General features: G+C 52.9%; 30 protein-coding genes. 9 read left to right on the top strand and 21 right to left on the bottom strand.

All coding sequences use genetic code 11. The features are described from left to right. Window positions 1-6: 6 nt before the first annotated feature. The 5 genes from VFX97_16970 (at window position 7) to VFX97_16950 (ending at window position 2,942) form a co-directional block, all read left to right on the top strand. Window positions 7-231: a hypothetical protein gene (locus VFX97_16970; protein HEX5704893.1), complete on the top strand. Its 225-nt coding sequence runs from the start codon at window positions 7-9 to the stop codon at window positions 229-231. Next, on the top strand, window positions 221-574 hold the full coding sequence (locus tag VFX97_16965) for a hypothetical protein (GenBank protein ID HEX5704892.1): 354 nt from the start codon (window positions 221-223) through the stop codon (window positions 572-574). The genes VFX97_16970 and VFX97_16965 overlap by 11 nt, the downstream gene beginning before the upstream one ends. Beyond that, window positions 571-876, top strand: coding sequence for a hypothetical protein (locus VFX97_16960; GenBank protein ID HEX5704891.1), 306 nt, complete (start codon window positions 571-573; stop codon window positions 874-876). The genes VFX97_16965 and VFX97_16960 overlap by 4 nt, the downstream gene beginning before the upstream one ends. 373 nt (window positions 877-1,249) lie before the next feature. After that, the gene (locus tag VFX97_16955; GenBank protein HEX5704890.1) at window positions 1,250-1,477 is read left to right on the top strand and encodes a hypothetical protein; all 228 of its coding nucleotides are present in this window, start codon (window positions 1,250-1,252) and stop codon (window positions 1,475-1,477) included. A gap of 502 nt (window positions 1,478-1,979) precedes the next feature. Beyond that, window positions 1,980-2,942 (top strand): hypothetical protein, encoded by a 963-nt coding sequence (locus VFX97_16950; protein HEX5704889.1) that lies wholly within the window; start codon window positions 1,980-1,982, stop codon window positions 2,940-2,942. A gap of 36 nt (window positions 2,943-2,978) precedes the next feature. On the opposite strand, the gene VFX97_16945 is transcribed toward VFX97_16950, so the two are convergent. From VFX97_16945 to VFX97_16915, 7 genes are all read right to left on the bottom strand, one after another. Then, a complete protein-coding gene (locus tag VFX97_16945) occupies window positions 2,979-3,839 on the bottom strand; it encodes a hypothetical protein (protein ID HEX5704888.1) in 861 nt (286 codons plus the stop codon). A 40-nt stretch (window positions 3,840-3,879) separates the two neighbouring features. Continuing rightward, a complete protein-coding gene (locus tag VFX97_16940) occupies window positions 3,880-4,815 on the bottom strand; it encodes a hypothetical protein (GenBank protein HEX5704887.1) in 936 nt (311 codons plus the stop codon). A 5-nt stretch (window positions 4,816-4,820) separates the two neighbouring features. Then, complete coding sequence (locus VFX97_16935; protein HEX5704886.1) at window positions 4,821-5,024, bottom strand: hypothetical protein; 204 nt, start codon at window positions 5,022-5,024, stop codon at window positions 4,821-4,823. Between the two features lie 2 nt (window positions 5,025-5,026). Then, on the bottom strand, window positions 5,027-8,230 hold the full coding sequence (locus VFX97_16930) for a phage tail protein (protein HEX5704885.1): 3,204 nt from the start codon (window positions 8,228-8,230) through the stop codon (window positions 5,027-5,029). Then, complete coding sequence (locus tag VFX97_16925; protein HEX5704884.1) at window positions 8,227-8,685, bottom strand: NlpC/P60 family protein; 459 nt, start codon at window positions 8,683-8,685, stop codon at window positions 8,227-8,229. The genes VFX97_16930 and VFX97_16925 overlap by 4 nt, the downstream gene beginning before the upstream one ends. A gap of 835 nt (window positions 8,686-9,520) precedes the next feature. Next, window positions 9,521-10,414 (bottom strand): DUF2163 domain-containing protein, encoded by an 894-nt coding sequence (locus VFX97_16920; protein ID HEX5704883.1) that lies wholly within the window; start codon window positions 10,412-10,414, stop codon window positions 9,521-9,523. After that, window positions 10,414-11,067 (bottom strand): DUF2460 domain-containing protein, encoded by a 654-nt coding sequence (locus VFX97_16915; GenBank protein HEX5704882.1) that lies wholly within the window; start codon window positions 11,065-11,067, stop codon window positions 10,414-10,416. The genes VFX97_16920 and VFX97_16915 overlap by 1 nt, the downstream gene beginning before the upstream one ends. A 77-nt stretch (window positions 11,068-11,144) precedes the next feature. Here VFX97_16915 and VFX97_16910 point away from each other — a divergent pair, with 77 nt between their 5' ends. From VFX97_16910 to VFX97_16895, 4 genes are all read left to right on the top strand, one after another. Then, on the top strand, window positions 11,145-11,408 hold the full coding sequence (locus VFX97_16910) for a hypothetical protein (GenBank protein HEX5704881.1): 264 nt from the start codon (window positions 11,145-11,147) through the stop codon (window positions 11,406-11,408). 1,038 nt (window positions 11,409-12,446) lie between these two features. After that, window positions 12,447-12,917 carry a hypothetical protein gene (locus VFX97_16905; protein ID HEX5704880.1) on the top strand — a complete coding sequence of 157 codons (471 nt, stop codon included), beginning with the start codon at window positions 12,447-12,449 and terminating at the stop codon, window positions 12,915-12,917. A gap of 281 nt (window positions 12,918-13,198) precedes the next feature. Beyond that, window positions 13,199-13,627, top strand: coding sequence for an SH3 domain-containing protein (locus VFX97_16900; protein ID HEX5704879.1), 429 nt, complete (start codon window positions 13,199-13,201; stop codon window positions 13,625-13,627). Next, window positions 13,627-14,070, top strand: coding sequence for a surface-adhesin E family protein (locus VFX97_16895; GenBank protein ID HEX5704878.1), 444 nt, complete (start codon window positions 13,627-13,629; stop codon window positions 14,068-14,070). Before VFX97_16900 ends, VFX97_16895 begins: the two co-directional genes overlap by 1 nt. On the opposite strand, the gene VFX97_16890 is transcribed toward VFX97_16895, so the two are convergent. The 14 genes from VFX97_16890 to VFX97_16825 form a co-directional block, all read right to left on the bottom strand. Further along, on the bottom strand, window positions 14,067-16,331 hold the full coding sequence (locus VFX97_16890; GenBank protein HEX5704877.1) for a hypothetical protein: 2,265 nt from the start codon (window positions 16,329-16,331) through the stop codon (window positions 14,067-14,069). The genes VFX97_16895 and VFX97_16890 overlap by 4 nt on opposite strands. Window positions 16,332-16,515: 184 nt before the next feature. Then, entirely contained in the window at window positions 16,516-16,911 is a 396-nt protein-coding gene (locus tag VFX97_16885; protein ID HEX5704876.1) for a hypothetical protein, read from the bottom strand. Window positions 16,912-16,965: 54 nt separating this feature from the next. Then, complete coding sequence (locus tag VFX97_16880; protein HEX5704875.1) at window positions 16,966-17,391, bottom strand: hypothetical protein; 426 nt, start codon at window positions 17,389-17,391, stop codon at window positions 16,966-16,968. A gap of 4 nt (window positions 17,392-17,395) precedes the next feature. Further along, window positions 17,396-18,127: a hypothetical protein gene (locus VFX97_16875; protein ID HEX5704874.1), complete on the bottom strand. Its 732-nt coding sequence runs from the start codon at window positions 18,125-18,127 to the stop codon at window positions 17,396-17,398. Continuing rightward, the gene (locus VFX97_16870; GenBank protein HEX5704873.1) at window positions 18,127-18,309 is read right to left on the bottom strand and encodes a hypothetical protein; all 183 of its coding nucleotides are present in this window, start codon (window positions 18,307-18,309) and stop codon (window positions 18,127-18,129) included. Before VFX97_16870 ends, VFX97_16875 begins: the two co-directional genes overlap by 1 nt. Next, window positions 18,302-18,748 (bottom strand): hypothetical protein, encoded by a 447-nt coding sequence (locus VFX97_16865; protein HEX5704872.1) that lies wholly within the window; start codon window positions 18,746-18,748, stop codon window positions 18,302-18,304. Before VFX97_16865 ends, VFX97_16870 begins: the two co-directional genes overlap by 8 nt. After that, entirely contained in the window at window positions 18,745-18,915 is a 171-nt protein-coding gene (locus VFX97_16860) for a hypothetical protein (GenBank protein HEX5704871.1), read from the bottom strand. The genes VFX97_16865 and VFX97_16860 overlap by 4 nt, the downstream gene beginning before the upstream one ends. Further along, window positions 18,915-19,277, bottom strand: coding sequence for a hypothetical protein (locus VFX97_16855; protein HEX5704870.1), 363 nt, complete (start codon window positions 19,275-19,277; stop codon window positions 18,915-18,917). The genes VFX97_16860 and VFX97_16855 overlap by 1 nt, the downstream gene beginning before the upstream one ends. 53 nt (window positions 19,278-19,330) lie before the next feature. Continuing rightward, complete coding sequence (locus VFX97_16850; GenBank protein ID HEX5704869.1) at window positions 19,331-19,663, bottom strand: hypothetical protein; 333 nt, start codon at window positions 19,661-19,663, stop codon at window positions 19,331-19,333. A 62-nt stretch (window positions 19,664-19,725) separates the two neighbouring features. Then, complete coding sequence (locus VFX97_16845) at window positions 19,726-20,040, bottom strand: hypothetical protein (protein ID HEX5704868.1); 315 nt, start codon at window positions 20,038-20,040, stop codon at window positions 19,726-19,728. After that, window positions 20,040-20,315 carry a Rho termination factor N-terminal domain-containing protein gene (locus tag VFX97_16840; GenBank protein HEX5704867.1) on the bottom strand — a complete coding sequence of 92 codons (276 nt, stop codon included), beginning with the start codon at window positions 20,313-20,315 and terminating at the stop codon, window positions 20,040-20,042. The genes VFX97_16845 and VFX97_16840 overlap by 1 nt, the downstream gene beginning before the upstream one ends. A 95-nt stretch (window positions 20,316-20,410) precedes the next feature. Further along, entirely contained in the window at window positions 20,411-21,298 is an 888-nt protein-coding gene (locus tag VFX97_16835) for a hypothetical protein (GenBank protein ID HEX5704866.1), read from the bottom strand. Between the two features lie 61 nt (window positions 21,299-21,359). Beyond that, window positions 21,360-22,421 (bottom strand): hypothetical protein, encoded by a 1,062-nt coding sequence (locus VFX97_16830; GenBank protein ID HEX5704865.1) that lies wholly within the window; start codon window positions 22,419-22,421, stop codon window positions 21,360-21,362. Next, window positions 22,421-22,849, bottom strand: a complete 429-nt coding sequence (locus VFX97_16825; GenBank protein ID HEX5704864.1) for a hypothetical protein — start codon at window positions 22,847-22,849, stop codon at window positions 22,421-22,423. Before VFX97_16825 ends, VFX97_16830 begins: the two co-directional genes overlap by 1 nt. Window positions 22,850-22,856 lie beyond the last annotated feature (7 nt).

The raw sequence follows: 22,856 nt of genomic DNA, 5'->3' as shown, positions 1-22,856 counted from the left end.
GCATCTATGGCAGAACAACCGCAATCAGTAATGGACGATCCGCGCCCGATTCGCTCGCTTACGGTCGAAGGATATACGTGGAGCGTCGGACTGCACGACATTACGCGCATCATGGCCTATCCAGAGGCAGGCGAAATGTCCAATGTGCCGTGGTTTGCGATTTATAGCGGCGACGTTATCACCGAACGAGTCAACGGCAAGATGGTCGTAGGAGTTCAATATGAGAAGTGAGGCAGAACAACCAGCAGATAAAGTAACTCCGCTGAAACTTCCCGTGCGTTTGGATTTGGATGCTTATAGCGACGCCGTGATTCACGACGCGAACTGGCGCCGGATTGCGGCGTTTCCAAAAACAGAACTCGGCACAGCGATGGCGCAACAAGTCACGGACGCGCTCAATACATCTGCGGCGGTAGAGGCGGCGTTGCAGCGAATCTATTTGGCTTACGAAGCGGACTGTGGTTGCGAGTGCAACAACGAAAACTGTTGCGCGGTAGTCAACGAACGCTGCGCTAAATGTTTCGCTCGCGCTGCACTAGCTCAGGTAGAGGCGATGAAAGGACAAACATCGTGAGTGAACACGACAAGATTTCCGCCAACAACGCGGCCTTCATCCGCAGGCTGAAAGAGATCAACCGAAGTCCTCAAGGCAGAGATGCGCTGAAGTCCATCACGACCGCGAAGGACTACCTCAGAGAGCAGTACAGGCTCGCGGCGCTGGCTCATTGGAAAGAGCGCGGCAACGATGCCTCAACGGGCTACGGCTGTGTTCCCGAAGGGCGTTATCAGAAAAAGCTAAATCCGTCCGACTGCGCAAAGGAGTTAGCCGACAAGATGGTTGACTACGCCGCGGCAGACCCAAGCGACCCATGTTAGGAGACCTATGAGCATGAACCCTACCAAACAGCATGAGTTTGTGGACACACCTGCCGAGTCCTCGAACTTCGTCCCGAATAAGTGTGACCACTGCGGCCAACCCCGCTCCGCTCCAATACACCGAGCAGCACCCCTATGCCCTGAGTGCCGCAAGGCTACACACGACTTTGGCTGCGCGGTAGCTTTGCGGGAAGCGCAAGCGCGACGAGCACCCACACCCGCCGACGATGAGCCGCCAACGTGCTTGCACGGAGTCGAGGCAGGCGTGGTGTGCGACGCTTGCTGGCGCGAATCATGCGAAGCCGAACTCAACGAAGACGTGTTTACCGTGCAAAAACCAGAGGCCACAGAAGGGGAGACGCCAGAGAGCGTTATGGCTGAACTTCGCAAGTTATGGCCGGGTTGCTCGTTTGAAATACAAAATTCGCGGAATGCAGGTTTCCACCAAGACGCCACTCAGCATTTTGAGATTGGAGTTATCTCAACGCAGTACGAAGTCCACGAACGATTCAAAGGTCGTACGCTCGCAGAAGCTATGCAGAAGGTCAGAGAGTTCCACGCCGCCTGCGCGACCGCGAGAGAGGCGATGAAGGATGAGTGAGCAACGGGCAATTCAAATTCAGGCAATTCTTGGCGGCGCTATGGAAGTGTGGATGAAATACGGGCTCGTAAAACTCTACCTGCTAAACGCTCTGGCGTTCTTAGGAATCCTGTGAAGGAGCAATTAGATGATCCTGTTACTGCTATTTACTCTGACGTTCAACGGGGATCGGGTCTGCAAGACGGTCGGGAAGATCCTCCGCTGCCGGACTGTTGAAAGACCTGCACCGAAGAAGCCTTGTCGTAAGAGGAAACTAAGGAAGGTACGAAGCCGATGAGTGACGAACAACAGAAGCCGATGGCCGATATAAGTTGCGTTTGCGGTGAGACTTTTCAGTGGCCCGCTAACGTCGCCGCCGATGAACACGTTCACTGTCCCGTGTGCGGTTCGCACTATGACGCAACACAACACTTCCTAATTTCTAAACGACAAGTGAAGGCACTGCAATCAACTTTGCCTGTCTGGTCTAACAAGCGGAACTAGAACCTAAAGGAACGAAGCTATGACCGATATAAACCAAGAGCAACTGCCGCCGCTGCGTATTATTGTGCATTACGATCCTGCCAAAGGATTTGCGGTTACTCCATCAAAAGATCTGGCGCAGGCAGCACCGTTTGAGAACGTTGAATACACCCGCGCATCCCTACCCGCTGGGGAAGGTGAAGCGGCGCTCAACGCTGATGGATCGCTCGACGTTCTGGCGGCTGAAGTATCGCACTACTACAACGACGCCAACTTTGAAGCCGCGAGAGAGGTCTTGCACCGATTCATGGTCGCCCGCGCTGCTACTCCCTCAACTCCTGTGCCGGACGCGGTTAGTGCCGAGCGGAAACCGCATAGAGAAATCTGCTCCGTTTGCGGCGAAGTCAGCCGCGTCATGTTTGGTGTCCCGAATGAGGTTTGGGAATTGGTCGTTCATCATTCTCAGTTGCGGAACATTATCTGCCTGCGATGCTTTACCCGACTGGCTGACGAACGTGGCGTCGAGTGGGATAAAGACATTACATTCCAGCCCGTTAGTCGCATAACTGTAGACTGCATAGTCACGGAGACGGGGCATCCCGAAGACTCCTGTAAGAAATGTGGCCGCCCTAACGTCGTATGGTTTGCGCCCAACGATCTCTGGAACAGGTACGTCCGTGATACCAACGAGCCGGGCATTCTCTGTCCAGTGTGCTTTATTCAGATTGTTGAACGGGGTGGTGTGTCAGTGAGGTGGAGTGTTGCGCCTGCGCCGGACAAAGGAGCACCAGACTTTGTTATCACCGCTGAGTGGTTGGCAGAATTCGAGAAGCGGGTCACGCCGGATATAAACCTCGAATCTGAGGGCAGGCTTATGAAAGGCGGCAACGGAAACTGGATTGGAATACTCGCGACTGAACGCGATGCTATTTGTAAAGCCTTGAAGCTCGCCCCTGACGCCATCCACCGCGCCGCAGAGAAGATCGTAGACCCCAGGAGCTAGGCTACCGCTTCTAGTCTTGCCTCTTCAGGTTTGGAATTAAGCTGCCTCATAGAAAAACTCAGCATGTATCTCGTCTCCTGTGGTCCAGGTAAAGGGAACTGTTGAGCTTGTGCCGACTGTCTGAAGATACGTGCCGTCTGTTTTGGCAACTCCCAACAACGCTGTAGTAGTCGAAGTTAATACTACGTTGCCGGCGGAGTTTTGCCCGGCCGAAGTATCGTAGAACTGAGACACGCCCAAAGGAGTTGCATTGGCAGCTCCGACTAACGCGACAGAGGTTACAGGCAAAGAGAATATTCCGGCGCCTGACACCGCTGTGGTAGAGCCAAAAACCAGATGAACAACTACGAATACGGTTTTGCCGATCTGCTGAAACTTTGCGGTGACCGTTCCGTTCCCAACCGTGATGTTTGTCCAGGTAGGGACGTAGGAAGCCCACGCAGCCCCAAGAGAAGCGGTGCTGATAACTCCGGTGGCGTGGTTTACCTCAAGGATCTTTACGAAGTCGGTTCCGTTATGTAAGAGGATCGCGGTGGTGCCTTGAGTAACCGTTACCCCTGTTTGCCCGGAGACTTTTACCGTTAGGGTGAACGCTCCCGCGGTCCCGTTTTTCACGTAGATTGTTCGAGGATTTCCGGTAGCTGGATCGTCATCGTTGACAGGGAAAATGAGCGAGCGATTCCCCGTGAGCGTTCCCGAGATATTGAAGTATTTGTTTTGCGCTTGAGGGGCGGCGGGTGTGCCTGTAAGGGTTACGTCAGCGGTGGTGATGGCAATGTCGATCTTCCCAGCTTCGAGGCTGTCGAGGATCTGAAGCGAGCCGTTATAGGTCGCAACCTTCTGCGCATCAATCTCCGAGACCGGAGTTGTCGCCCGACTATTCGTAAGAGTCCCCATCTGTGAAACCTCAGAATAGGCGGGAAAGAATATTTACGTTTTAGATCGTCTTTTCTGTGTAATCCCCAAGGCCAACTACTGCGCTTCTAGAATAGATACGCACCTTGATAGCAGATTGAGTGCTGCCAAAATCGAGCGTTTGCTGTGCCGCACTGTAGATCGTTCCTGGCGTTGGATCGGTAGTCATCATGGCGTTTCTAAAATTGCTTGTGCCGACAGAGCCAACGCTCACTCTAGCGAAGAGACGAAGCGGGTAAGTCGGCGCGATAGGGCTCACAGCTAACGCAGGAGCGCCGGGCGTCCAGTCCTTCACGAACCGCACCTCAGAACCGGAAAGAATCAGCCGTATTCGCACTCCGGTTGCGGCATAGGCGCTGGCATCTTCAGAGTGAAGTAGCGTTGTCCCGCCATACAGCTCTAGCAAGTCGCCCGCGCCTGCGCTGCTTAGCTCTACGCGATAGTCAGGCGTTGCACTCGACGCTCGCCAATCCCTTGTTGTTGGAATAAGGCCAAAAATGATCGTTGAATCCGCGAGCGTTGATTCTAAGGTCGCCTCAATGAAGTTCCCGGCTTGGGTGATGGTTTGCAATGAAACAACGTTGAGAGCCTGAGCACTACCCGACACTGCCGCGGAGTTGCCATCGATGCCAGCAAACTTGGATGCACCGTTCCCTTCAAGTACCGCGGCCATCGCCATTCCCGTACTGACATTCATGCTGCGCTTGAGAGTCGAACCGCTATACCATTCAACAAGAAACTCCTCCTTCTCTTCTGCGAGCGGTACATCAGTGCTAGGACGCAACCCCCCCGCAATCCGCGAGCGCCGCGTCCATCGCGTATAGAGATCCCCCGCGCTATTGCGCTCACCAAGAATGTTAGACGGGCCGGGAGGCTTCAATGATTGACCGCGAAGCGTCTGCGAAACCACTAAAGCGTCGTCTACGTTCTGGCCGCTTGAAACGAATTTGTACTTCATCGCCGCTACTCACAAACTATATGCTTCACGCCATTGATGACCACGTAGTAGCAACCAAACGGAGGCGGATCGCCGGGATCAAAAGGCGTCGGTTGTGGTGTGGGGGTAGCATCCGGCAGGGGACAACCTTCGCACGCCACTTGAGCCGATGGTTGCTGCGTAAACGCAAGCACCGCTGCCAAAAGAAAAATTACAAGTAAGAACTTCATAACTATCTCCCTATATCTACAACGTTCATTCGAATGGGTTTCAATGCTGAATTAACCACGCACACCTTGTCTGCCGAGGTGTGAGCGCCGACGTTGTTATCTGTCCCAATCCGGCCGCGCAAGAAAGTCGAAAGCGTGTAGCGCGATTTGTAAGGTGCCGTAGCCGCCGAGGACGACACGGTAGCCGCCTGAACGTACTCCACGGCAAACGTCGAGGGATTCATCACGGCAAAAAGATTAAGAGTTGGGTTGTTGAGCAGATCCGCTTCTGTCTGACTGGTTAGCGCCACGTCTGTATAAAAGTTCACCGTGACACTAGAAACGCGATCCCACACGGACGGATCGACCACAGAAGCTAGCGTCCCTGTCGTCACTCCAATGTCTGCTTGTTTGTCGAAATTGCCGCCGGTGACTAGCTCATAGTTCCCTGAGTTGATCGGGTATTCCATGTAGAAGAAAAACCCGTCAAACGTCCCTGCGCCCCGATGACAACCACCAACATAGACAACAGGCTGAGTCCCGTCCCCAGCATCTTCCGGCCTCAGTAGCGGCCCGTCTAAAATGATTCCTTCGGTATTCCCAACAATCGAAACTATCGGAGGCTCGTACCCGGCACTTATCGATCCAATTGCTGTCGGTGAATAAACAGAAGCCGCATGTCTCACCGCTTCGACTTCGATCACGCCGGCGGGTAATTGGGCTTTCCACTGAGTAAACCTGACCGTATGAGTTGCGTTAGGTAATTGAAGGGTCGCAATCGTCCCCGGCATCGTGTGAAGGTATTTCGGCCCAAGTCTGAACTTGAACGATCGCGACTCCATGTGAGACTTATTCAGAAGGGTCGTGGATAGCTTTTTTGCGTTGTCCGCAGAATCAACCACACTCAGAGAAATATTCATTATCTCTGTCTGCGGACCACTCGCGAGCATGTCGGATTGGACGTTCGTGTGATAGTCCAACTGTGGATCTAAGTAAACTACATCCACTCTGTGAGGCAGAAGAATTGGATCAATGTCGAGGATTTCGCAGTCCCAGGCAGGCATCTCCTCGCCCGAGAGATGAGCACGAAGATCCGCATAGGGAATAACGATGTCTACTGAACTCGCATTCCTTAAAACTGCCTTCTCTTTGCCATCGACATTCACCATGTCGAACTGAAAACGAGTCATTAAGTCATTAAGAATCTCGCTTGCTGGTCTGCGAGTAGCGACAACTAAAGCCCCGGCATTAACAATCGTTGGCCTGGATCCAATGTTCGACCCTGATGCTTGGCTTGCGGCTGTAACCCCTCCACCATCAGGATCGCCAACGGGCTTGTAACCCATGACGACAACCTTCAAGGGATATGAAGGAACAGGAGTGACGAACCCTGTTAACAACGCCCCGTTCTGATAGGCGTAAAACGATCCGTCTCGGACTTCTATTTGGAGTTGATCGCCAGGGGACCACGTACCTATGTCGCTTGTATTATTCGATCCTCCTAAAGACATCTGGAGGGCATTCTTAGCCTCTTGTGACGGGACCGAATCAACATTCCAAAGCACCGCAAAAGGCATCTGGTCGTAAGGATGAGGAAGGGAATTACCTGGAGTGTTAGTTGTGGCGAACCCGATCATCCCTACTCCGGTGCCGATAGTGGCCCGAATTGCATAGTCTGTGCCGGCGGCGATCGATGCTCCTGAATTCGCGTAAGAAGTCCAGCCATCACCACCGCCACTCTTAGCAAACGATCCTCCTGCTCCGGTCGTCGCATTACTGACTCCTGCCCAAGTGATGTCTGAATAAGTTCCTTCGCTGAATCCTTCCGTATCACCAAGGATCAATCCGTTGAGTTGAGATAGTTCGAGGTTGGTAGAATCCACACCGCAAAGCCTGTAAAGGTCTTCTACGATCGTGCGAACGTCTCTTGTCCCTTGGTCTATTTCGACCGTGACGTTAGGTAAACGTCCATTCTGTAACTGAAGGGACTCGAGAACGAGATAAGCGAAATCGTGATAACCCGGCACGTTCCCCGCGCCTTTATCGGTGACTATTGCTGAATCAGGGTCTTGGGTTGTGGTCCCCTGGTAAAAACGTATCGTGGGCGAACCCCACTTAGTTAGGTTTGCCGAACTACCAACTCTTGAGGCTCCGTTAGAAGTTCCATAGCCATCAATCGGAATAGGTTGCTCGTTTTGAAATCCCCACGGGGAATCTCTTTCGGTTGGGAAGACTCGGGATGGATCTTGAATCCCTGTCCAGCTTCGCGGGTCAAAGCCTTCTGGTAAAACTAGCGTAGGGGCGATTTGAATCCGATCAAGATCGGGACATGCTGCGGCAGCATTCGCAAACTCCAGAGTGTTCGCACCTGAAGTCAGCGTAACGTTAAAAACTTTATAAGCAACCGCAGAGCCGCCCGATGAAGTACAGAGAACATCCTGAGCGGCCCCGCCGTTCACTGACACCTTAAACGTCAGGTCAGACGATGAAATGTAAGCAATGCTGACTTCGTAACTTCCCGCAGATGTATTAACCGCAAAAGTAGCTTTCCCGCCATTGCCTAATCCGGTGACTTTTCTTCCATTTGAACAGACCGCTGATGTGGCGATCGTTGCTCCACCCGCGAGAGTTGCAAATTCTGCTTCTCGATAAAGAGCGGAGTTCTCAAGGAGGTTTCCGTTGAAAACGAGGTCGAGATCAAACCACATCCGGGTTATGTCGTTATAGATAATTCCATCGTGACACACCCCGGCTAGTGATTTTGTGTAGATGTGATCCACCGTGTCAGGAGTAGGAGGTTTTGGCGGACCTTTGCCTCCTGACTGACCCGGAGTTGTAACTGTCGTGTGAACTATTCGAGAGTCCCAAATCCAAATCGGAGCGCCGCGAGCCTTCCCCCAGAGTTTAAGAATGTGCTCGTTGTATCCCGCGATCGAGATACGGATATCGTCTAATCTTCCGCGGTCAATCGGTGGGACTTTCTGTTTTGAAGCTAAGGCGTATTGGAGTCCAACCTGTGCGCCTGTAATAGCGAACGAGATCGCCATAGATACGGCTATGGAAACTGGATCGGCGCGGCAGACGCCTTGTGGCGCAAAGTACAGATCAAGAATTGCGAAGAGAGTAAAGAAACCAGAGACAAACACAGGACGGAGACTGAGCGGACGGGTCAATAAGCGCTCGCGATAAGCACCCCAGATCAAGACGACACTGAGAACGATCTTCACGCTATTAACTCACTCGGAATTCTGAACGTCGCTACGATGTGTCTTGCTCTTACAAATCGAAGCTGACTAACGATCGCCTTCTGCCTTATCGAACTTCTGTAGGCTTCATAAATCATCGGCGGGTCGTCATCGGTTAATCTAATTGCTATATGTCGCGTGTCTTGCTTGCCTCGGAAAAGATAAAGATCCCCTGCCTTAGCCTTCTCTGTTGGGACTTCGATCAGATACTTCTTTAGGAGCTGAAACATTCGTTTCCCGTCTGAAGTTGGGTTGTAGGCTTTGAACGCTGCCTCCATTTCAGCAGGGAGTTCTAGCCCCTGAAGTTTGACTAAGTATTTGGGCAAGTTGACACAATCCATGCCCGTTTTCGGATCGTCGCCCTGGTCGCGAAACTTAACTTCTTGCTCGGATAGAGCAAGGGCATCAGCAATAAATCTGTTTACGTCGAAGGCCATACAAGTGTTAAAATACAAAACGGCCCACAAGAGAATTGGAGTTCTCAAGCGGGCCTGACCACACACCTTCACTGGTAGTGAGTGAACGGCAATGGCTAAACGAACTGTAACAAAACTCTGCGAACGCTGTCACAGACCTTTTGAAGTTCCATGTGCCCGAAAAGACACCGCGCGTTATTGCAGCAAGAAGTGTCCTGCTGCGGTAAATCACAGAGCCGCTTCGCCCGACACTATTTTCAAATGCACGGAATGCGGCGTGCCAGTCAGGGCCGCTAACTTCCCTCGTTCTCGCACCGGGCGACGTGCTCGCAGGTGCGGTGCGTGTGCTGGGCGCGAACCTGACGCATATAAAGCCGCGATGCGCCGACATTACGAGGCAAACAAGGAAACCGTTAAGGAGCGAAGCCGCGCGTGGGCCAAGGCGAACGAGGCTAAGAACAAAGCGAGACAACAGCAATGGAGAACGGCCAACCCGGAAAGAGTCCGCGCGAGTAGAGTCGCTGCCCAAGAGCGCGATCCTGAGTGGGCCGCCAAAGAACGTGCGCGCGGCAAAATCTATCGCCAAACACACAAGGAACAGTTGAGGGCGACGGGACACAGAGCGCGGGCGCGGCGAATGCAAGCGGAAGGCTCTTGGACTAAAACCGAATGGGATGCGCTCTGCGCGTTTTACGGGAACCGCTGCCTTGGCTGCCTTAAGACCGGGGTGCGCTTGCACGTTGATCACGTTGTCCCGCTTCGCAAAGGCGGGACAAACTACATTTGGAATCTTCAGCCGTTGTGTCATTCGTGTAATAGTCGCAAGCACGTCTCAACCATCGACTTCCGCGATCCGTCAACTCGTGGGAAGGCGGAGCAAATTTTCAGGCGTAGAAACATGAGGAAAACCCTTGAACCGATCAGCATTTGAAAAACGAGTAATGCAATCCGCTTGGAATCTTTTTTGACACCCGATCACGGCGCTATAGGCATCCCCCACTTGAGGCGTATAGGGGAATGGTTGTCTTAGTGTGAACGTGTCGCTTGCGTAACTGTCTATCTGCCTGAATGGAAGCCCAGCATTCGATCCACTCGTAAAAACAAACTCTCCGTTATTGAATTCACCATCTGCTTCAGTTCTCGCGGAGTCAGTAAATACCGTGGCACTGGTCACCCCGGTTAACGTTCCCGTCTCAGTGAAATCCAGAACATTTAATCCGCACGCGGCATCACAGAAACGGTTAGCACATTCGGGTCTGGTGATCGCGCCGATCATCTTTGAGAGGGCAGAACTCCACGATTGAATCTCAGTCGTAGCCATCGGGACTTTCTGAACGATAGAACCCAACGGGCCTTTAATGACTATCAGTTGGCCCATATCCACGGCTTCATAATTCGTGATGAAGATTGTCCCGGTAGCGTGAACCCACACCCCAGCGAGAATGTCGGCCTCGGTAATTCCAGCAGAGACGAGAAACAGATCCGCCTCCATGTTGGCGGGTCTAGCACCTTCGGAGTGTTCTGCTTTTGAGGCGGTAATGCCTGCCGTAGATTTGAACGTGACGCCGGGATAACCAGGGACGCTCGTTAAGTCCTGAGACCATGAAGTAATCGCTACGACGTCTCCATTGACTTCAGAGACAACGTGAGCACAGACGCACACTGTTAGCGTCGCGCCTGCAAGGTGAGTGATTAGACTGGTCGCGCTGTACGCGCCTTGGTAGTTCTGTGGGATTCTGAGGTTAGGCATTAGAACTCCGAGGCATAGCGGACTTCGATCAACGGGATGCTTGGCCCTTTGACAAGGCCGGTGGTTCCCGTGGTCCAAATGAACAATGTCGCGTCTGGAAAATTGTCCAAATCGAACCGGACGGGAATGTAGTAGTCAAAAGTCGCAGTCAGAACATGGGCGGCAATGGGCGCAGTCCCAAACGTGACAAGTCCTGCTGTTGCCCCGGTGAGAGCTAACTGAAACTTTCCGGCGCCAACTCCCTCAACTACAGGAGTCCCGTTGTCGTAGATCGTATAAGTGCCTGTCTCTGGTAGATAAATTTCCCGCTGATAGGCGTTAGAGGCGTCCCCTCCGGCAACCTTAAGTTGGAATGTGGTCGTTGATCCGTCGCCCGTGCCAAGAGCCTCAGCAGTAGCCCGAAAGGATGAGCGGTCGCGCAATGGAAACGATCGCCCTCTTCCTCGTCTTGCATTAAAGAATTTCTCTACAGCAATGAAGTCGGTTAGGGCGAAGTTTTCGGCCAGTTTAGCGTCGTATTGGCGGCGAGCATCCGACCAGTTGACGTTGCGCTGCTCTGTGCCTCCTCCAAGCTCTACAACCGTCGTGCTCCAGCCAGAACGGGGTGTAAGCGCGGACAGACTAAGAGGAAATACTTGATTATCGAACGCCAAGCCGCTGCTCCTTCACAAGTTGAAAGAACAGAGTAGTTTGTGTTTACGGTTTACGTTTCAGGGAGTAAAATAGGCAGGTGCTTGAGACGCTCTTACCTAACCCCGACGCCGAAGTACATATTGAGATTCGTGAACGTAGCGGATTTCTCGATCACAGTGAGGTGAAGCCAATAGCACTCTACGAACTCGAACGCGCTGTTATCGACGCAGCGATTGCTCTCCGGCGGGCACAGATGCTAGGTGAGAATGCGATTTGCGATGTAGCCATCGACGAAGAAGCAATCCACGGCCGCTTCAAAGAATCCGTTGACGCTCTTATAGCCGCAAGGGAGAAGCAGTGAACCAAACACGATACGATGAAGTAATGCGCCGCCACGCATGGGCGCGATTCAACTTGTACGTTGCGATTCTTGAATCGACTTACACGCTTCAAAAAGCCTGCGAGACGTGGCGGGAGTTGGGCAAGACGCTGGAGCGATCATTCAAGGATATTCGATTACCGAAAGCAGCCGCACGGGAGGAAAGATGAGCGAGACCGAAGAAGTCCTGAGTCCCGGCTCTGTAGTTTGCTTCACATGCAACAACCGGATATCCATACCCACGAATGTTATTCCTGCTGCTGTCGTTTCTAAACACGTAGGGCACACAATGCAGGTGATGTTCGATGAAGAACAACCAAGACGGTTTGAACTGCGTATCCGATCTCCTCACGAACTTCACTTCCAGGAAATGAGAAAGTGATCCTCGCCCTCTTCATCCTCGGGTGTCTCTTTGTCTTCGCAACCCTTTGCGGCCTCTTAGTCATCGGCTACCGCGCTCGCGCACACTCCGCTGAAGCAAGAGCTAATAGAGCAGAAGGGGCGTTGGGTGAAGCGCAGGAACGTGCTGATGGAATGACAGAGATCGCGCGTGAAGCGATCAAGATAAGTGCAAAGGCTGCGAAGTTGAATCCAGATGAAGTGTTGCCGCGTAAGCAGAGCGACTATCCGCCAAACTACTTTGGAAACATCAACGCGACAATGCCCGCGTACACGTCACAACTAGTCGCTAACTGCCCAACATGCTCCGTAAGCGTTCGGCACCCGCCTGAAATGTATCCTGTGAAGTGTCCAAGAGTAGGATGTGGGACTTTGATAGATCCTGTCTTTGATGATCCTGATTTGAGAATTAACTAACTCGGGCGTATGATCGTCCCGGTTTTCACCCTTCCCTCACAAAGGGGATCGTGATTGCCGAGGAGGGGCTGTTTCTTACAGGGATCAGGCCCCTTCTTTTTTGATTCGTCAACAATCCATAGACGACAAGGAGCGAGGCTTGAGGTTCGAGCACGCCATCAACCGTTGACGCCTTGAGGGTTTCGTTATAGCCTCTCAGGCACCATGAAACCTCTAACCGCTTGCCTCTCAATTCTCCTGATTTGCTCTGTCTGCTTTGCCCAAGGAAACGCCTTCAAAGTCCGATATAACGGCGGCACAGTCACAACCAAAGTTAAGCCTGACTCCTGGGACAACCAATTAACCGTCTCATCTACTGAAATCCTCCTACTCCTGAAGGACAAACAGACCGTCAAAATAGATCCGAAACGGGTAGCAGGATTGTCTTACGGCAAGAATGCTTCTCGGAATATTAAGGGCTACGCTGCTGCTGCGATTCTGATTAACCCTCTATTTGCCCTCGGGATGTTCAAAAAGAACAAGCAGCACTTTGTCGGCATAACCTACGAAACCGAATCAGGCGAAAAGGGCGCGGTCTTACTTCAGGCGAAGAATGATAAGTATCGCGGACTACTTGAAGCCCTGAAGGGTGTTACAGGGAAACCCGTTGACACAGACGAGAAGGAAAAACCGTGACGCGGTGGTCCTTTTCATTTGCAAACCTACTGAATAACGGAATAGGATTGCGGGGCTATGACTCCCCACCCTTGCCCTCAGTGCCAGGGAAGTCTTGTTTACACGCACTCTAACCCGAATATGACGGCGGGTATTGTGTTGCTAATCTTGGGCGTTTTACTTGCCCCGGTTTGCATAGGAATTCCGATGATCATTATTGGCGCGGTGATGATGAGCCAGCAGAAAATAGCATGGCATTGCTCTAACTGTGGCCGCATCTTTCCAACCGTAAGGAGTCAACCATGAAAGCCCTACTTGTTACCCTCTCACTGCTAATTCTGTTCGCCGTACCGGCTCACGCCCAAATCAAGAATGACGCCACGGTAACTATCAATTCTGAACTTCGGGAAGCACCCTCCAAGAGTGCGAAGGTTCAAAAAGAAATTGAAATCGGAACCGAAGTTAAAGTCTTGGATTTCAAGGATGATTGGTTTGTTGTTCGCATAGATGACGCTGTAGGCTGGATGCATCGCGATGCGTTTAGCCTCCCGAAAGAGACCGCGCCGCCTGTTACTGTTTACTCAACCTCACGCCCGTTGCGAACAGAACCAACAAAGCCCGCCACAGTCCCTGAGAGTTCTTCCCCGGGTCTAAATCGCGGGCCGCGTGGCGGCTGCTATTACATCAACAAATCTGGGAAGAAGGTCTACGTAGACCGGAGCCGTTGCTAATGAAAGTTCTCATCCTTGCCCTGCTGATAGTAGCGCCTGCCTTCGGCCAGTCTGACGGCAAGAAAATCGAGAAGTGGACGCCGATTGCTTGGGGTAAGGACGATCTGAGAGTAATGCACTTTGCGCCTGAAACGATCCGCCGCAATGAAGACAAAGTGAGCGGGTGGACGCGGTTTGATTTTCCAAATGGATCAGCCGTCGCACTTCCAGGAACTGACTTCGGGTCGATTCGACTCTTTCTCGTATTCGATTGCGCGCACAACCGAGCCTATAGCTATGAGGCATTGCTATATGATCGTAACGGCAAGTTTCTTAAAAAACACAATGACAATAGCTCTATCGAGGAAAAACCCGGGACTCTAAGCTGGGCCGCTTTTGAATATCTATGCGAACGTCGCACATCATTTCCAACTGGTCCGCCAGTGCTCAAACCAAAAACCTAGCTAACTCTCACCGCAGCCGCTTGCATTACGCGCTGCATTTGACGAGTTATCTGTTGCTGCGTGTCCCTTCCCGAAAATGACTGCGCATCTTTCGCGTACACCGTAATATTGACACTCGGCGCTAGCGCGTGATTCGGAACCACAGATGCGCCTTGGTTCCCCGCGCGGATTAACTCCGGCCCGCGTTCACCTACCATTGCCCACTGATTTGGCGGCATGAATCCTCCCTCTGCAAACCCGACCGGAACTTTTGGAAACCCAATCGAGCCGCCAACCTTGCCCCAGCCACCTCCTCCGCCTCCACCAAAGATTCCGCCTAACCCTCCTAGTAAGATGCCAATCGCAGAACCGAGACCGGCGTTCTTCCCACCGCCGCCCCCACCAATCTTGATGTTAGAAAGCAGTTCGGTTAGACCTTGTTCGACCTGCTTCAGCAAAATATTTTGGATCATTGAAAGCAGTGATTGAAGCATGGAGGCCACCCCGGCCTTAACACCACGGTCGAAGCCAGCGCGGATTGCGCTGTCAATGGACGAGGTAAGATCACGCGCTAAACCTTCAACTCGACGGCGCCGCTCTTCCTCTACTCTGTTCCATTCCTCGGTAGAGGGAAACCCGATCGCCTCGCCTGCTTTCTTCCACGTCTCGGATGACTTCTTGTCAGCCGACGCTTTATCAAGTGCGCTTGCTGCTTCAAAGAGACGGGCGATTAGTGCCTTTAGCTCTTTCGACGCTCCGCCGGCGGCTTCGGCAATTATCATCAGCTTTCGAGCAAACTTAATGGCTGAATCGAGATTCGATTCGTGTCCGCCGTTCAGCGCTTCTAACTGTCTCCGATATTCGTCAATCTGATCCGTAACAGATGATTGAACGTCCGCCTGTTGTCGCAGGACTTCGTTATACTCCGCTGCGGCGTCGTTGAGAGCATCTTGCTGCTTCTCGGCAGCCTCACGCCACGTTTTTGACGCCTTGGCTTCTTGTTCGTCAATGGCGATCCACGTGGCAAGAGTCTCGATCTGCTCTCGGAGACTGGCACTAATGTTTTGATACTTCTTGTCGAGTAGTTCCTTCTGAACGATCTCAACTTTCGTCAGCTCAAGAGTCTTTTCCTGAAGGCGATTGTATTCCTCGGTAAGCCTGTTGAGTAATTGCTGGCCGGCTGACACCTTTGCAGCGCGGCCTCCACCACCCCCGCCGCCAGTTCTGCCAATATCGTCAAAGTCTGCATTGCGAGCCTTTGAACCTAATTTAACGCTCGCGCCGATACCCACCTCAGGAGGCCGACTACCCGCACCCAGCCAATTCGCGGCCTTGAGAAGTAGCCCGGTTAGCGATAGATACTCAACTCCAAACTGCGCAAGCCTACCGATCATTCGTCCAATTTCGCTGTCGGCCGCAATTGCCACGCCGCGCAACGTGTCTGAAATGGTTTGACCCCAGGACGCCCACTGATCCTTGTTCTCTTGAAGATTCCGCGAAATGCGCTGTAGCGCATCGGTCGCAATCGGCAATAGTTGGGTTCCAATCTCGCGCGCAACAGCACTCAACTGAAGAGTGGTTTCTTCGAGGGTGTCATTAAACCGATTACTTGCTTCCGCTGCTCCGGTAGAAACGATTAGCCCCATGCGTTGGAAGCGATCGATAGCCTCATCAAGATTTCCGTTAGTTTCCTTGATGATCGCGAGTACGTCTTTTCCTGCTCGTCCGAAGATTTGTTTAGCGACCGCAGCTTGGGTTTCGGTTGCTCCCATCTTCGCCAGTTGAGTAACCGCTTGGCGCAAAGCCTTCTCTTGATCTTCGGTGGAAATTTTTAATCGCTGGAAAACGGAGTGAAGCTCCGACCCTTCATCCCTCGCCTTGACCATGTTCGACTGAAAAATCACTAACGAGTTGGAAAGTGACGCGATAGACGATCCGGTTTTCTTGGCGAGGATGTCTAAACCCGAGAGGGTTTCGACGCTGAAATTTGTCTTGGTCGAGAGATCGTAAAGATTATCACCCGCGTCTGCGGCGTGCTTTATGAGCGCGAAGAGGCCAGCGGCCAGCCCACCAACAGCAGAAGCCGCGACAGTCAAACTCCCAGCAATGGCGGGTAACGTAGAACCCAGCGATGTTAGAGAACCACCAAAGCCCTTTGTGCCGGCGTCAACCTGGCGGAATTCCGTGGCGAGACTTTTAACCTTCCGCTGCGTAGACGTGAGAGTGCTATCGACGCCCTTAGCGTCCACGGTGATTTTGGCCGCGAGGTCAAAAAGATCCATTACGAATTACGCTCACTCGCCAATTCCATTGCGGCGATTTCCGCGCGCTTGTTTGCCAATGCGTAGGCATAGGCCCGCTCAATCAGATCCGTGTCCCCGTGTTCGTTTAGCTCGAACACAGAGCAATTCAGATACTTCGCCGCAAAAGCAAGCTTGTTTAGTGCTAGGTATTCAGGGGGAAGTTCTATTGAACTGCCATCGGGGTTTCTAACGTCGCCGTTTGACCCGAGGAACTGAGCGATTCCTCGGGTGTTGTAGGGTCGGCCAGATCCTCTATGATTGCCCTGTTTACCTGCACAACGAAATCATCAGGAATGGGATATTTTCGCTGGCCCGCTTCATCGAGTTCGTTTATCACCTCAATAGGAAGCGGTTCACCTTTCCACGTAACATCCCAACTCTTAATCAGCAAGGGTAGGGTAAGCCGCGCTACCTCGATTTGTTGCGCGTAACGCGCGCCCCGCGCGATGTCTTCGCTGTCATTGAGCGCAAGCTCCGCGACGGGTTGACGTTGCTCTGCCGTCAGTCGCGCGCTCCCGAGGGTGTAGACCTCAAGGGCTGTTACTTCGCCCGCAAACATAACTTCAATTCTCTTGGTGGCGTTTACCAGGTTTCCGAGATCCATAATCCTCCGTTAGTTCGTGCCGCGCGTGACCGCGCCAGTCTTTTGAAGCGTGATGCTGATGCCGATCGGAGCGTTGACGCTCGAATCAATGTTGTAGTTCGCCAGAAACGTTTCCACGGAATACTTCGGCTTGCCTGTCGCTGTGCCTTCAGGATGAATCTCAAACGACTGGGACGCGCCGGTAGTAAGAGCGTTGATTGCTGCCAGTATCGTTTCGAGCGCGTTGTCATAGATGCACTCAATCGAAATCTGATCGCCGTCTTTCAGTCCGAGCATGAAGTTCTTGGACGTGTTGCCCAGCGTCGTAACGTCGTGAGTCTCCTGCGGCCGACCGAAGGGGCCAACCTTGACGATGTAATCAGTGATGGCAGTTAGCGACCCTGCGGCGTTGTCGAGTTTTACTACTGTGTTCGTTCCGTGGACAGGTGTAGGCATGGCCTTATCTCCTTGCTAGTGAACATTGAAACGTGATCGATGTCGTCGTCCCCCCGAAAGTGGCAACACACCGCAGATAGCGATTGATCGTGACCCCGGAAGCAATCTCAAGACGCTGCTTGGTTGCAATCGTTGCAGCCGTAAACGCACCCCCGGTTACATCCCCCCAGGCGGCCGCGTCAGTGCTCGACTGGAGCTTTATAACGACGCTAGGCGCCGCGCCCGCGATCGCCGTGACGTGTAAGACCCCAAGCGCACCACCTGTTGAAGCCGCAAGGCCGTCAACCGTCGCGCCGTTCGCTGTGCCAACCTCTGCGCTTAACGGATGAAGCGACAGTCCCCGCTCTAGACCATCATCCAAGGATGAAAATTTCGCAGCGTTGCGAATGAGATCACCAACGGACGTGTCCAGACTAAATTCGGATTGGTTGGCGTAAAGGATGTAAGCGGGCTTACCGACTGCGTGACCCTCGGGAAAAGCGCTCACGATCCGCGGCGTCCCTGGCTCACCAAACAGACTGTCCAAGGTCGGCGTTTCAGTGAAAATCGTAAACAGCCCCTCGGCATTAATCTCGCCCTGTTTGAAGCCTAAGTGAAACGACTTAGAAGACTCGCCGAGAACCGTCTTATCGTAAACGTCCCGCGAGTTCGAGGGCGCGATCTTTGTAAACAGGGAGGTGAGATCGTATTCATCGACCAAAACCGCCGTGCTTTTGCTGTGAACAGGAGTCGCCATTACGCTTCCTTAATCAACCCACCCTCGATGTATTCCTTGATCTGTTTATCTGTCAGGCCCCTGGGAATTGGATCGCCAGCCTCGCAATGGATCGGAGGCTTGAAGCCTTCAAAGTCACACGCAACAGCACAAACGTATTTCTTCTTTGCTACTTCCGAAGATGTTTGATCGTCTTTAGGCATTTGTTAGCCACAGCGCGTAGATCGCGCCCTTGCCATAAATCCAACGCTTAAGCGTCTCGTCCCATTCGGGCCTTAGTGGAATTTCACGGTCGAAACGGCAACATAGCACTGATTTTCCGGTTACGTTTAGAGAGGGGTTTGTGAGCAACACGATCGTTCGATCAAGCATCTTGCCCGTCACCTCTTGCGGACTCAGCGTGGAATTATTTGCACCCTTCACTGAGTAGTGTCGGATCTGATAAGGCGTGTAATTGAATGCTGTGACGTTTCCAAACGTGTACGAAGGGAGATCGGTTAGGCGCTCAAAGATTGTGTAATTGAAAGGCGTGTTTTCATCTGCCGCCTGCTGATGAAACCCCCCATTAGAAAGCGTGGCAAGCCCTCCCGCGCCACCATCAGCGGTCATCTTAGCCTTCAGTGATCTGTCTAGCTCGTTCATTGAAAGCGAAGCATCCAGCCAAAGACGATGTACAGAACAGCAAGAATGATCACGAGGATCTGAATTACTCGCGCAGCGGGCTCACCGACTCCGAACTTCACAAGCACCTGGTCAACGAGCCACACAGCGAGACATCCAGTTAGCAAGCGAACTAGATAATCAGGCATTAGAATCCTCCGCCTTTTCTTCCCATTGGACCGTGAAAGTCCATCAACGCTGACTTGATAACTCCCGCACCTGCCGACACTCCTCTGCCGATCTTTACAAACCCAGACTTCAGTAGATAGGTGAACTTCTGACGAGTAAGAAGCCCTGAAACGGTCCAGAATGGTTGCGCTGATTGCTTCGCCGTTCCGTAGTTCACCGGGCCGCTGTAGGGAGCGAGCGATCTAATTTCCCCTGATAAATCATTCGCGTTCGCCGCCTTAGTTTGTCCGATATGCGCCTTTAGAAAGCCCGTGTCTTCTGGTGCAAGATCAATCGCCTCATCTACCCAAAACTGGCAGGCGTTATTTATTCCAACCGCCACTTGTTCGCGTAGCGCGTGCTTAATCTTCTCCGTGTTATCGACTAATCGGACGCTCACTGAACTCCTAACGTCGCCGCCACGGTCAGAAACGGCTCAAGCGAGCTCGGCAAAACAACCGGATCGTTAAACGTCAACGCCGGGGTGCTGCCTCGCGCATTCACAACGATCTTATGCTTTGGCAGTATTGCTTCTGTGTTTGCGTTAGAGGGCAGGGTAATAGTGTGAGTGCGTCCTACGACAGACTTCCCGGCTATTTCTAGTTGTTCAGGCCGGATGGCGATGTAATCACAAGGAACGTCTGAAGCTACTGTTGATTCGGTATCAGTTGAGCCGCCAAACTCGTCCAGTGAATTGGAAACGAGTTTAATTGTGCAGGTGTCAGCCATGAACTCGCTTGCAACGCTGGCGAGTTCGGATCTAACTTCATTGATAGCGTCCCCGACTTCACTCAACCAAAGTTCACTCCAGTTTCAAGTTCCAGCATTTCGAGGTTTGCGCCGGGATCTACCGTGAAGGCTATTTCGTCAAACCCCAGCATATCCCGAACGCGATAGAAGATACGGGCGAGTAAATCCACCGCATCGTAGTTAACTTTGCCTTTAAGATTCGCGATGGAGTTTCGTTTTAGGTTCCAGCTAACGATATCAGCGGCGAGGATTGTTTCCTGTGCGGACGTGATAGCGGACACAGCGGACTCTACATCCTCAAGATCCTCGCGGGTAATTTCTACGAGATTGGCTATCTGTGTCGGATTGAGAGCCATTAAGCACCTTGTATCGCCTCGATAATCTCAGCCTTCGTCTTAGACCTTGCCACCTCAATTCCTTCACTCTCCGCATGCTCCAGAAGTTCGGCTTTCGTCATGCCGCTCAAGTCGGGCCTTGTATCCGGCGTATTCGGGGCTTCCGTTTCCAGTTCGGCGTCAGGGACTTCAACGTCGCTGGCCTTCAAGACCTTTTCCAAGAGTTCATTGATGCCTTCGATTCGCTGAATCTCTGCTAGTTGAGAATCCCGATTGCTAACCGCGCTGTCAGGCATCTCTACACCAAGATTCTCAGAGAGGAGTTCAGACAGAGAACTTAAGCGATTTAGTGCCTGAGCGCGACGAAGAACCCTTGCTGCGTTGCTTGCCATTATCGAATCACTCCAAAGATGTAAGACTGAGCCGCGGTTGGTGTAATTGGTGCGCCGGTGTTGTTGCAGAAGTTAATCCCCACCTGGTTTGCTCCGCTTGCTCTAACGCCACCTATTCCAAGTCCTGCCTGAGCTGTGGGCTTATTCACGAACACCGCGTCGCCGGCGGTTATTCCGGTAACAGTAAACAACTCTTCTGCGCAGGTATTCGCCGCCACTTCAGCCGGAGTCAGCGAGGCCGTGTAATACCCGATTCGCGTTACTGCTGTGCCTGATCCAACTGTTAGGCTTGTAGTGATTGTGAGCGTTCCTGGCGCTGTAATCGCCGCGGGAAGAGAAAGGACAGGCGTCGTTGTTCCCGTCGCCACGCTTATCTGATTCGCAGTGCCGGACACACTGGTAACAGTTCCACCCGCGTCCACGGCGCCAGAATCCGACAGCATTTGCATGTTCGTGCCGTCGTAGATAAGAGCAACCCATTGGCCTGCCCGAATGTCTCCAGTGGCGAGGTCGGTAGTGATTCCACCAGCAACCTTCTTAATCGTCTTAGCACCAAGTGAATTGAAGTTGACCGTCGCCGCCGTGGTGTTAGCTGTGGCAGCTTTGAACCAAAAAACCTGGCCCGTCGCATAAGCCAATGGAGCGGGAGACAGAGAGCACGTATAAGTGTCGTTCGCGCCGGCGTCAACGCAACTATTCAGCGCCCCTACAACGGTGAGATCCGCCACAGGACTGCTAACGGTGATTGACTTATCCGAACGAGACTTAATGAGCGTCTGCCCGGTTCGACTAATCGAAACCTCACCACCCCCGGACCTCATGGACTGCTGGGCAAATGCCGGAACCGCGAATAAGAGAAGCGCGAAACACAGAGATAACTTTTTCATGTTGAATCCTCCGAAGAGCAGGGGGGTGAACCGAAGCCCACGCCCCGCTTTCAGGTTGGGTTTACTGCATCGGAGACTCGTATCCAGTCGGCACGTCATAAGACGCATCGCCGATTTCAAGCACATCCGCCGCGACTCTGTTCCATGCTCCGAAACCCGCATCGCGTTTGAATTGGGTTTCAAAGTACGGGTAGTCATTGCGTTGACCTGCCCGCCGGAAGCCCTTCAGCGCGGCCACTGGATACTCACGCATTGCCAGCGGACGCTCACCCCCGGTCACGGTGGACAGGACGTAGCTGTCAGGGAGGCGGTCCCACTGAACAACCCACACCTTATCCACCTTGCCCAGCACCATTCCAGGCATCGTATCGGGCAGCCTACCGATCAGCTCTTCGGTGTTTGCGGGTTGGCGAACATCGGGATCGGAATACTCAATGAAGTTTCCGAGTCCCTCGATACTCGTCACGAGATTTTCGGCCACGAATGAGACCACCTCGCCTGAGTTTGCAGCGGGTCTTGTCAGCCGCGAGTAAATTCCAGGGAAAGGGTTAGTGGCATCCGCAATGGCGGCGGCTTGTCCGTTAACGTGATCTGCGGTCGCAGCGGCGCCGTTCTTCTTGAGGTAGGTCACAGTATCGCCGTTGGCAATCGGCTGAACCACGAGATCGCCGTAACGGTCATCGGGAAACGTCCAGGTTGTAGCGTTGAACAACGCGGCGAGAACGTGATCCAGCATCCAGTTCTTGTCAGCCAGAGTCATCGTTGCCGTGATGTCCATCACATCTTGAACGGTTTCGAGTAGACGAGTGGTGTCCGTCGCGCCCTCCGCAAGTCCTGCGGCTTGAATCGGAAGGCCGATCTCGTACTCCGCGCCCGGTCGAATCTTACGCGCACGACCGTGTTCGTCCAGACCCATCAGCCGAGCGGACGTAGGTGTTCTGTATTTAACCTTGTAATCAGTAGTGCGCTTGACGAAGAAATCCATCACGCGATCCATCTCTTCGTTGTGAAACTCCACGGTGTCCACGATCGCTTTGTCGATTCGCGGAACCAGCGCCTCAGTAACAGCGGTGTCGGCAAGATCCCGCATGTCGCGGAATCCATAAGGGATGATGTTAGCCATTAGACTGATACCTCCCCTGAGTAGTTAACCCGCAAAAGCTTGTCGGGCGTGCCGCCCATTAGGTGAGTGTGAACAGACGTAACATCACCCACAACTTTGGACACCGTTCCAGCGGCGTCCGCGATTGCGCCGGCTGTGTCCGAAAGGAAAATCTGTTCGCCGTAATCCTGATCCGTCAGATCAAAACCTTCAATAACGCCACGCCGGATTGCGGTCACTGGAAGGCCAGCCGGGACGGTCTTAACGGCCATGCCATAGGCATCCGCGGTTCCCGCTACGGAAGCGTCGGCTAATGCCCACTTTCCGGTTGTGGCGTCTTGTCGCACGCTTTGTCCTGCCGCAATAGCCACGCCTGCGGGTTTGGTGTCTTGCTCAAGACTCTCCTCCACCCGCAACTGGCCTGCGGTTACTAAAACCACGTCTGCCATGTTGTAT

It is taken from the genome of Pyrinomonadaceae bacterium, assembly GCA_036277115.1.
Taxonomy (GTDB): domain Bacteria; phylum Acidobacteriota; class Blastocatellia; order Pyrinomonadales; family Pyrinomonadaceae; genus UBA11740.
This window is presented reverse-complemented; position numbering and strand designations above follow the sequence as displayed.

What these genes read in the sequence shown, in the direction of transcription:
- VFX97_16970 (HEX5704893.1), top strand. Translation starts at nt 7, where the DNA reads ATGGCAGAACAACCGCAATCAGTAATGGACGATCCGCGCCCGATTCGC.
- VFX97_16965 (HEX5704892.1), top strand. Translation starts at nt 221, where the DNA reads ATGAGAAGTGAGGCAGAACAACCAGCAGATAAAGTAACTCCGCTGAAA.
- VFX97_16955 (HEX5704890.1), top strand. Translation starts at nt 1,250, where the DNA reads ATGGCTGAACTTCGCAAGTTATGGCCGGGTTGCTCGTTTGAAATACAA.
- VFX97_16950 (HEX5704889.1), top strand. Translation starts at nt 1,980, where the DNA reads ATGACCGATATAAACCAAGAGCAACTGCCGCCGCTGCGTATTATTGTG.
- VFX97_16945 (HEX5704888.1), bottom strand. Translation starts at nt 3,839, where the DNA reads ATGGGGACTCTTACGAATAGTCGGGCGACAACTCCGGTCTCGGAGATT.
- VFX97_16940 (HEX5704887.1), bottom strand. Translation starts at nt 4,815, where the DNA reads ATGAAGTACAAATTCGTTTCAAGCGGCCAGAACGTAGACGACGCTTTA.
- VFX97_16935 (HEX5704886.1), bottom strand. Translation starts at nt 5,024, where the DNA reads ATGAAGTTCTTACTTGTAATTTTTCTTTTGGCAGCGGTGCTTGCGTTT.
- VFX97_16925 (HEX5704884.1), bottom strand. Translation starts at nt 8,685, where the DNA reads ATGGCCTTCGACGTAAACAGATTTATTGCTGATGCCCTTGCTCTATCC.
- VFX97_16920 (HEX5704883.1), bottom strand. Translation starts at nt 10,414, where the DNA reads ATGCCTAACCTCAGAATCCCACAGAACTACCAAGGCGCGTACAGCGCG.
- VFX97_16905 (HEX5704880.1), top strand. Translation starts at nt 12,447, where the DNA reads ATGAAACCTCTAACCGCTTGCCTCTCAATTCTCCTGATTTGCTCTGTC.
- VFX97_16900 (HEX5704879.1), top strand. Translation starts at nt 13,199, where the DNA reads ATGAAAGCCCTACTTGTTACCCTCTCACTGCTAATTCTGTTCGCCGTA.
- VFX97_16895 (HEX5704878.1), top strand. Translation starts at nt 13,627, where the DNA reads ATGAAAGTTCTCATCCTTGCCCTGCTGATAGTAGCGCCTGCCTTCGGC.
- VFX97_16890 (HEX5704877.1), bottom strand. Translation starts at nt 16,331, where the DNA reads ATGGATCTTTTTGACCTCGCGGCCAAAATCACCGTGGACGCTAAGGGC.
- VFX97_16885 (HEX5704876.1), bottom strand. Translation starts at nt 16,911, where the DNA reads ATGTTTGCGGGCGAAGTAACAGCCCTTGAGGTCTACACCCTCGGGAGC.
- VFX97_16880 (HEX5704875.1), bottom strand. Translation starts at nt 17,391, where the DNA reads ATGCCTACACCTGTCCACGGAACGAACACAGTAGTAAAACTCGACAAC.
- VFX97_16875 (HEX5704874.1), bottom strand. Translation starts at nt 18,127, where the DNA reads ATGGCGACTCCTGTTCACAGCAAAAGCACGGCGGTTTTGGTCGATGAA.
- VFX97_16870 (HEX5704873.1), bottom strand. Translation starts at nt 18,309, where the DNA reads ATGCCTAAAGACGATCAAACATCTTCGGAAGTAGCAAAGAAGAAATAC.
- VFX97_16865 (HEX5704872.1), bottom strand. Translation starts at nt 18,748, where the DNA reads ATGAACGAGCTAGACAGATCACTGAAGGCTAAGATGACCGCTGATGGT.
- VFX97_16860 (HEX5704871.1), bottom strand. Translation starts at nt 18,915, where the DNA reads ATGCCTGATTATCTAGTTCGCTTGCTAACTGGATGTCTCGCTGTGTGG.
- VFX97_16850 (HEX5704869.1), bottom strand. Translation starts at nt 19,663, where the DNA reads ATGGCTGACACCTGCACAATTAAACTCGTTTCCAATTCACTGGACGAG.
- VFX97_16845 (HEX5704868.1), bottom strand. Translation starts at nt 20,040, where the DNA reads ATGGCTCTCAATCCGACACAGATAGCCAATCTCGTAGAAATTACCCGC.
- VFX97_16840 (HEX5704867.1), bottom strand. Translation starts at nt 20,315, where the DNA reads ATGCCTGACAGCGCGGTTAGCAATCGGGATTCTCAACTAGCAGAGATT.
- VFX97_16835 (HEX5704866.1), bottom strand. Translation starts at nt 21,298, where the DNA reads ATGAAAAAGTTATCTCTGTGTTTCGCGCTTCTCTTATTCGCGGTTCCG.
- VFX97_16830 (HEX5704865.1), bottom strand. Translation starts at nt 22,421, where the DNA reads ATGGCTAACATCATCCCTTATGGATTCCGCGACATGCGGGATCTTGCC.
- VFX97_16825 (HEX5704864.1), bottom strand. Translation starts at nt 22,849, where the DNA reads ATGGCAGACGTGGTTTTAGTAACCGCAGGCCAGTTGCGGGTGGAGGAG.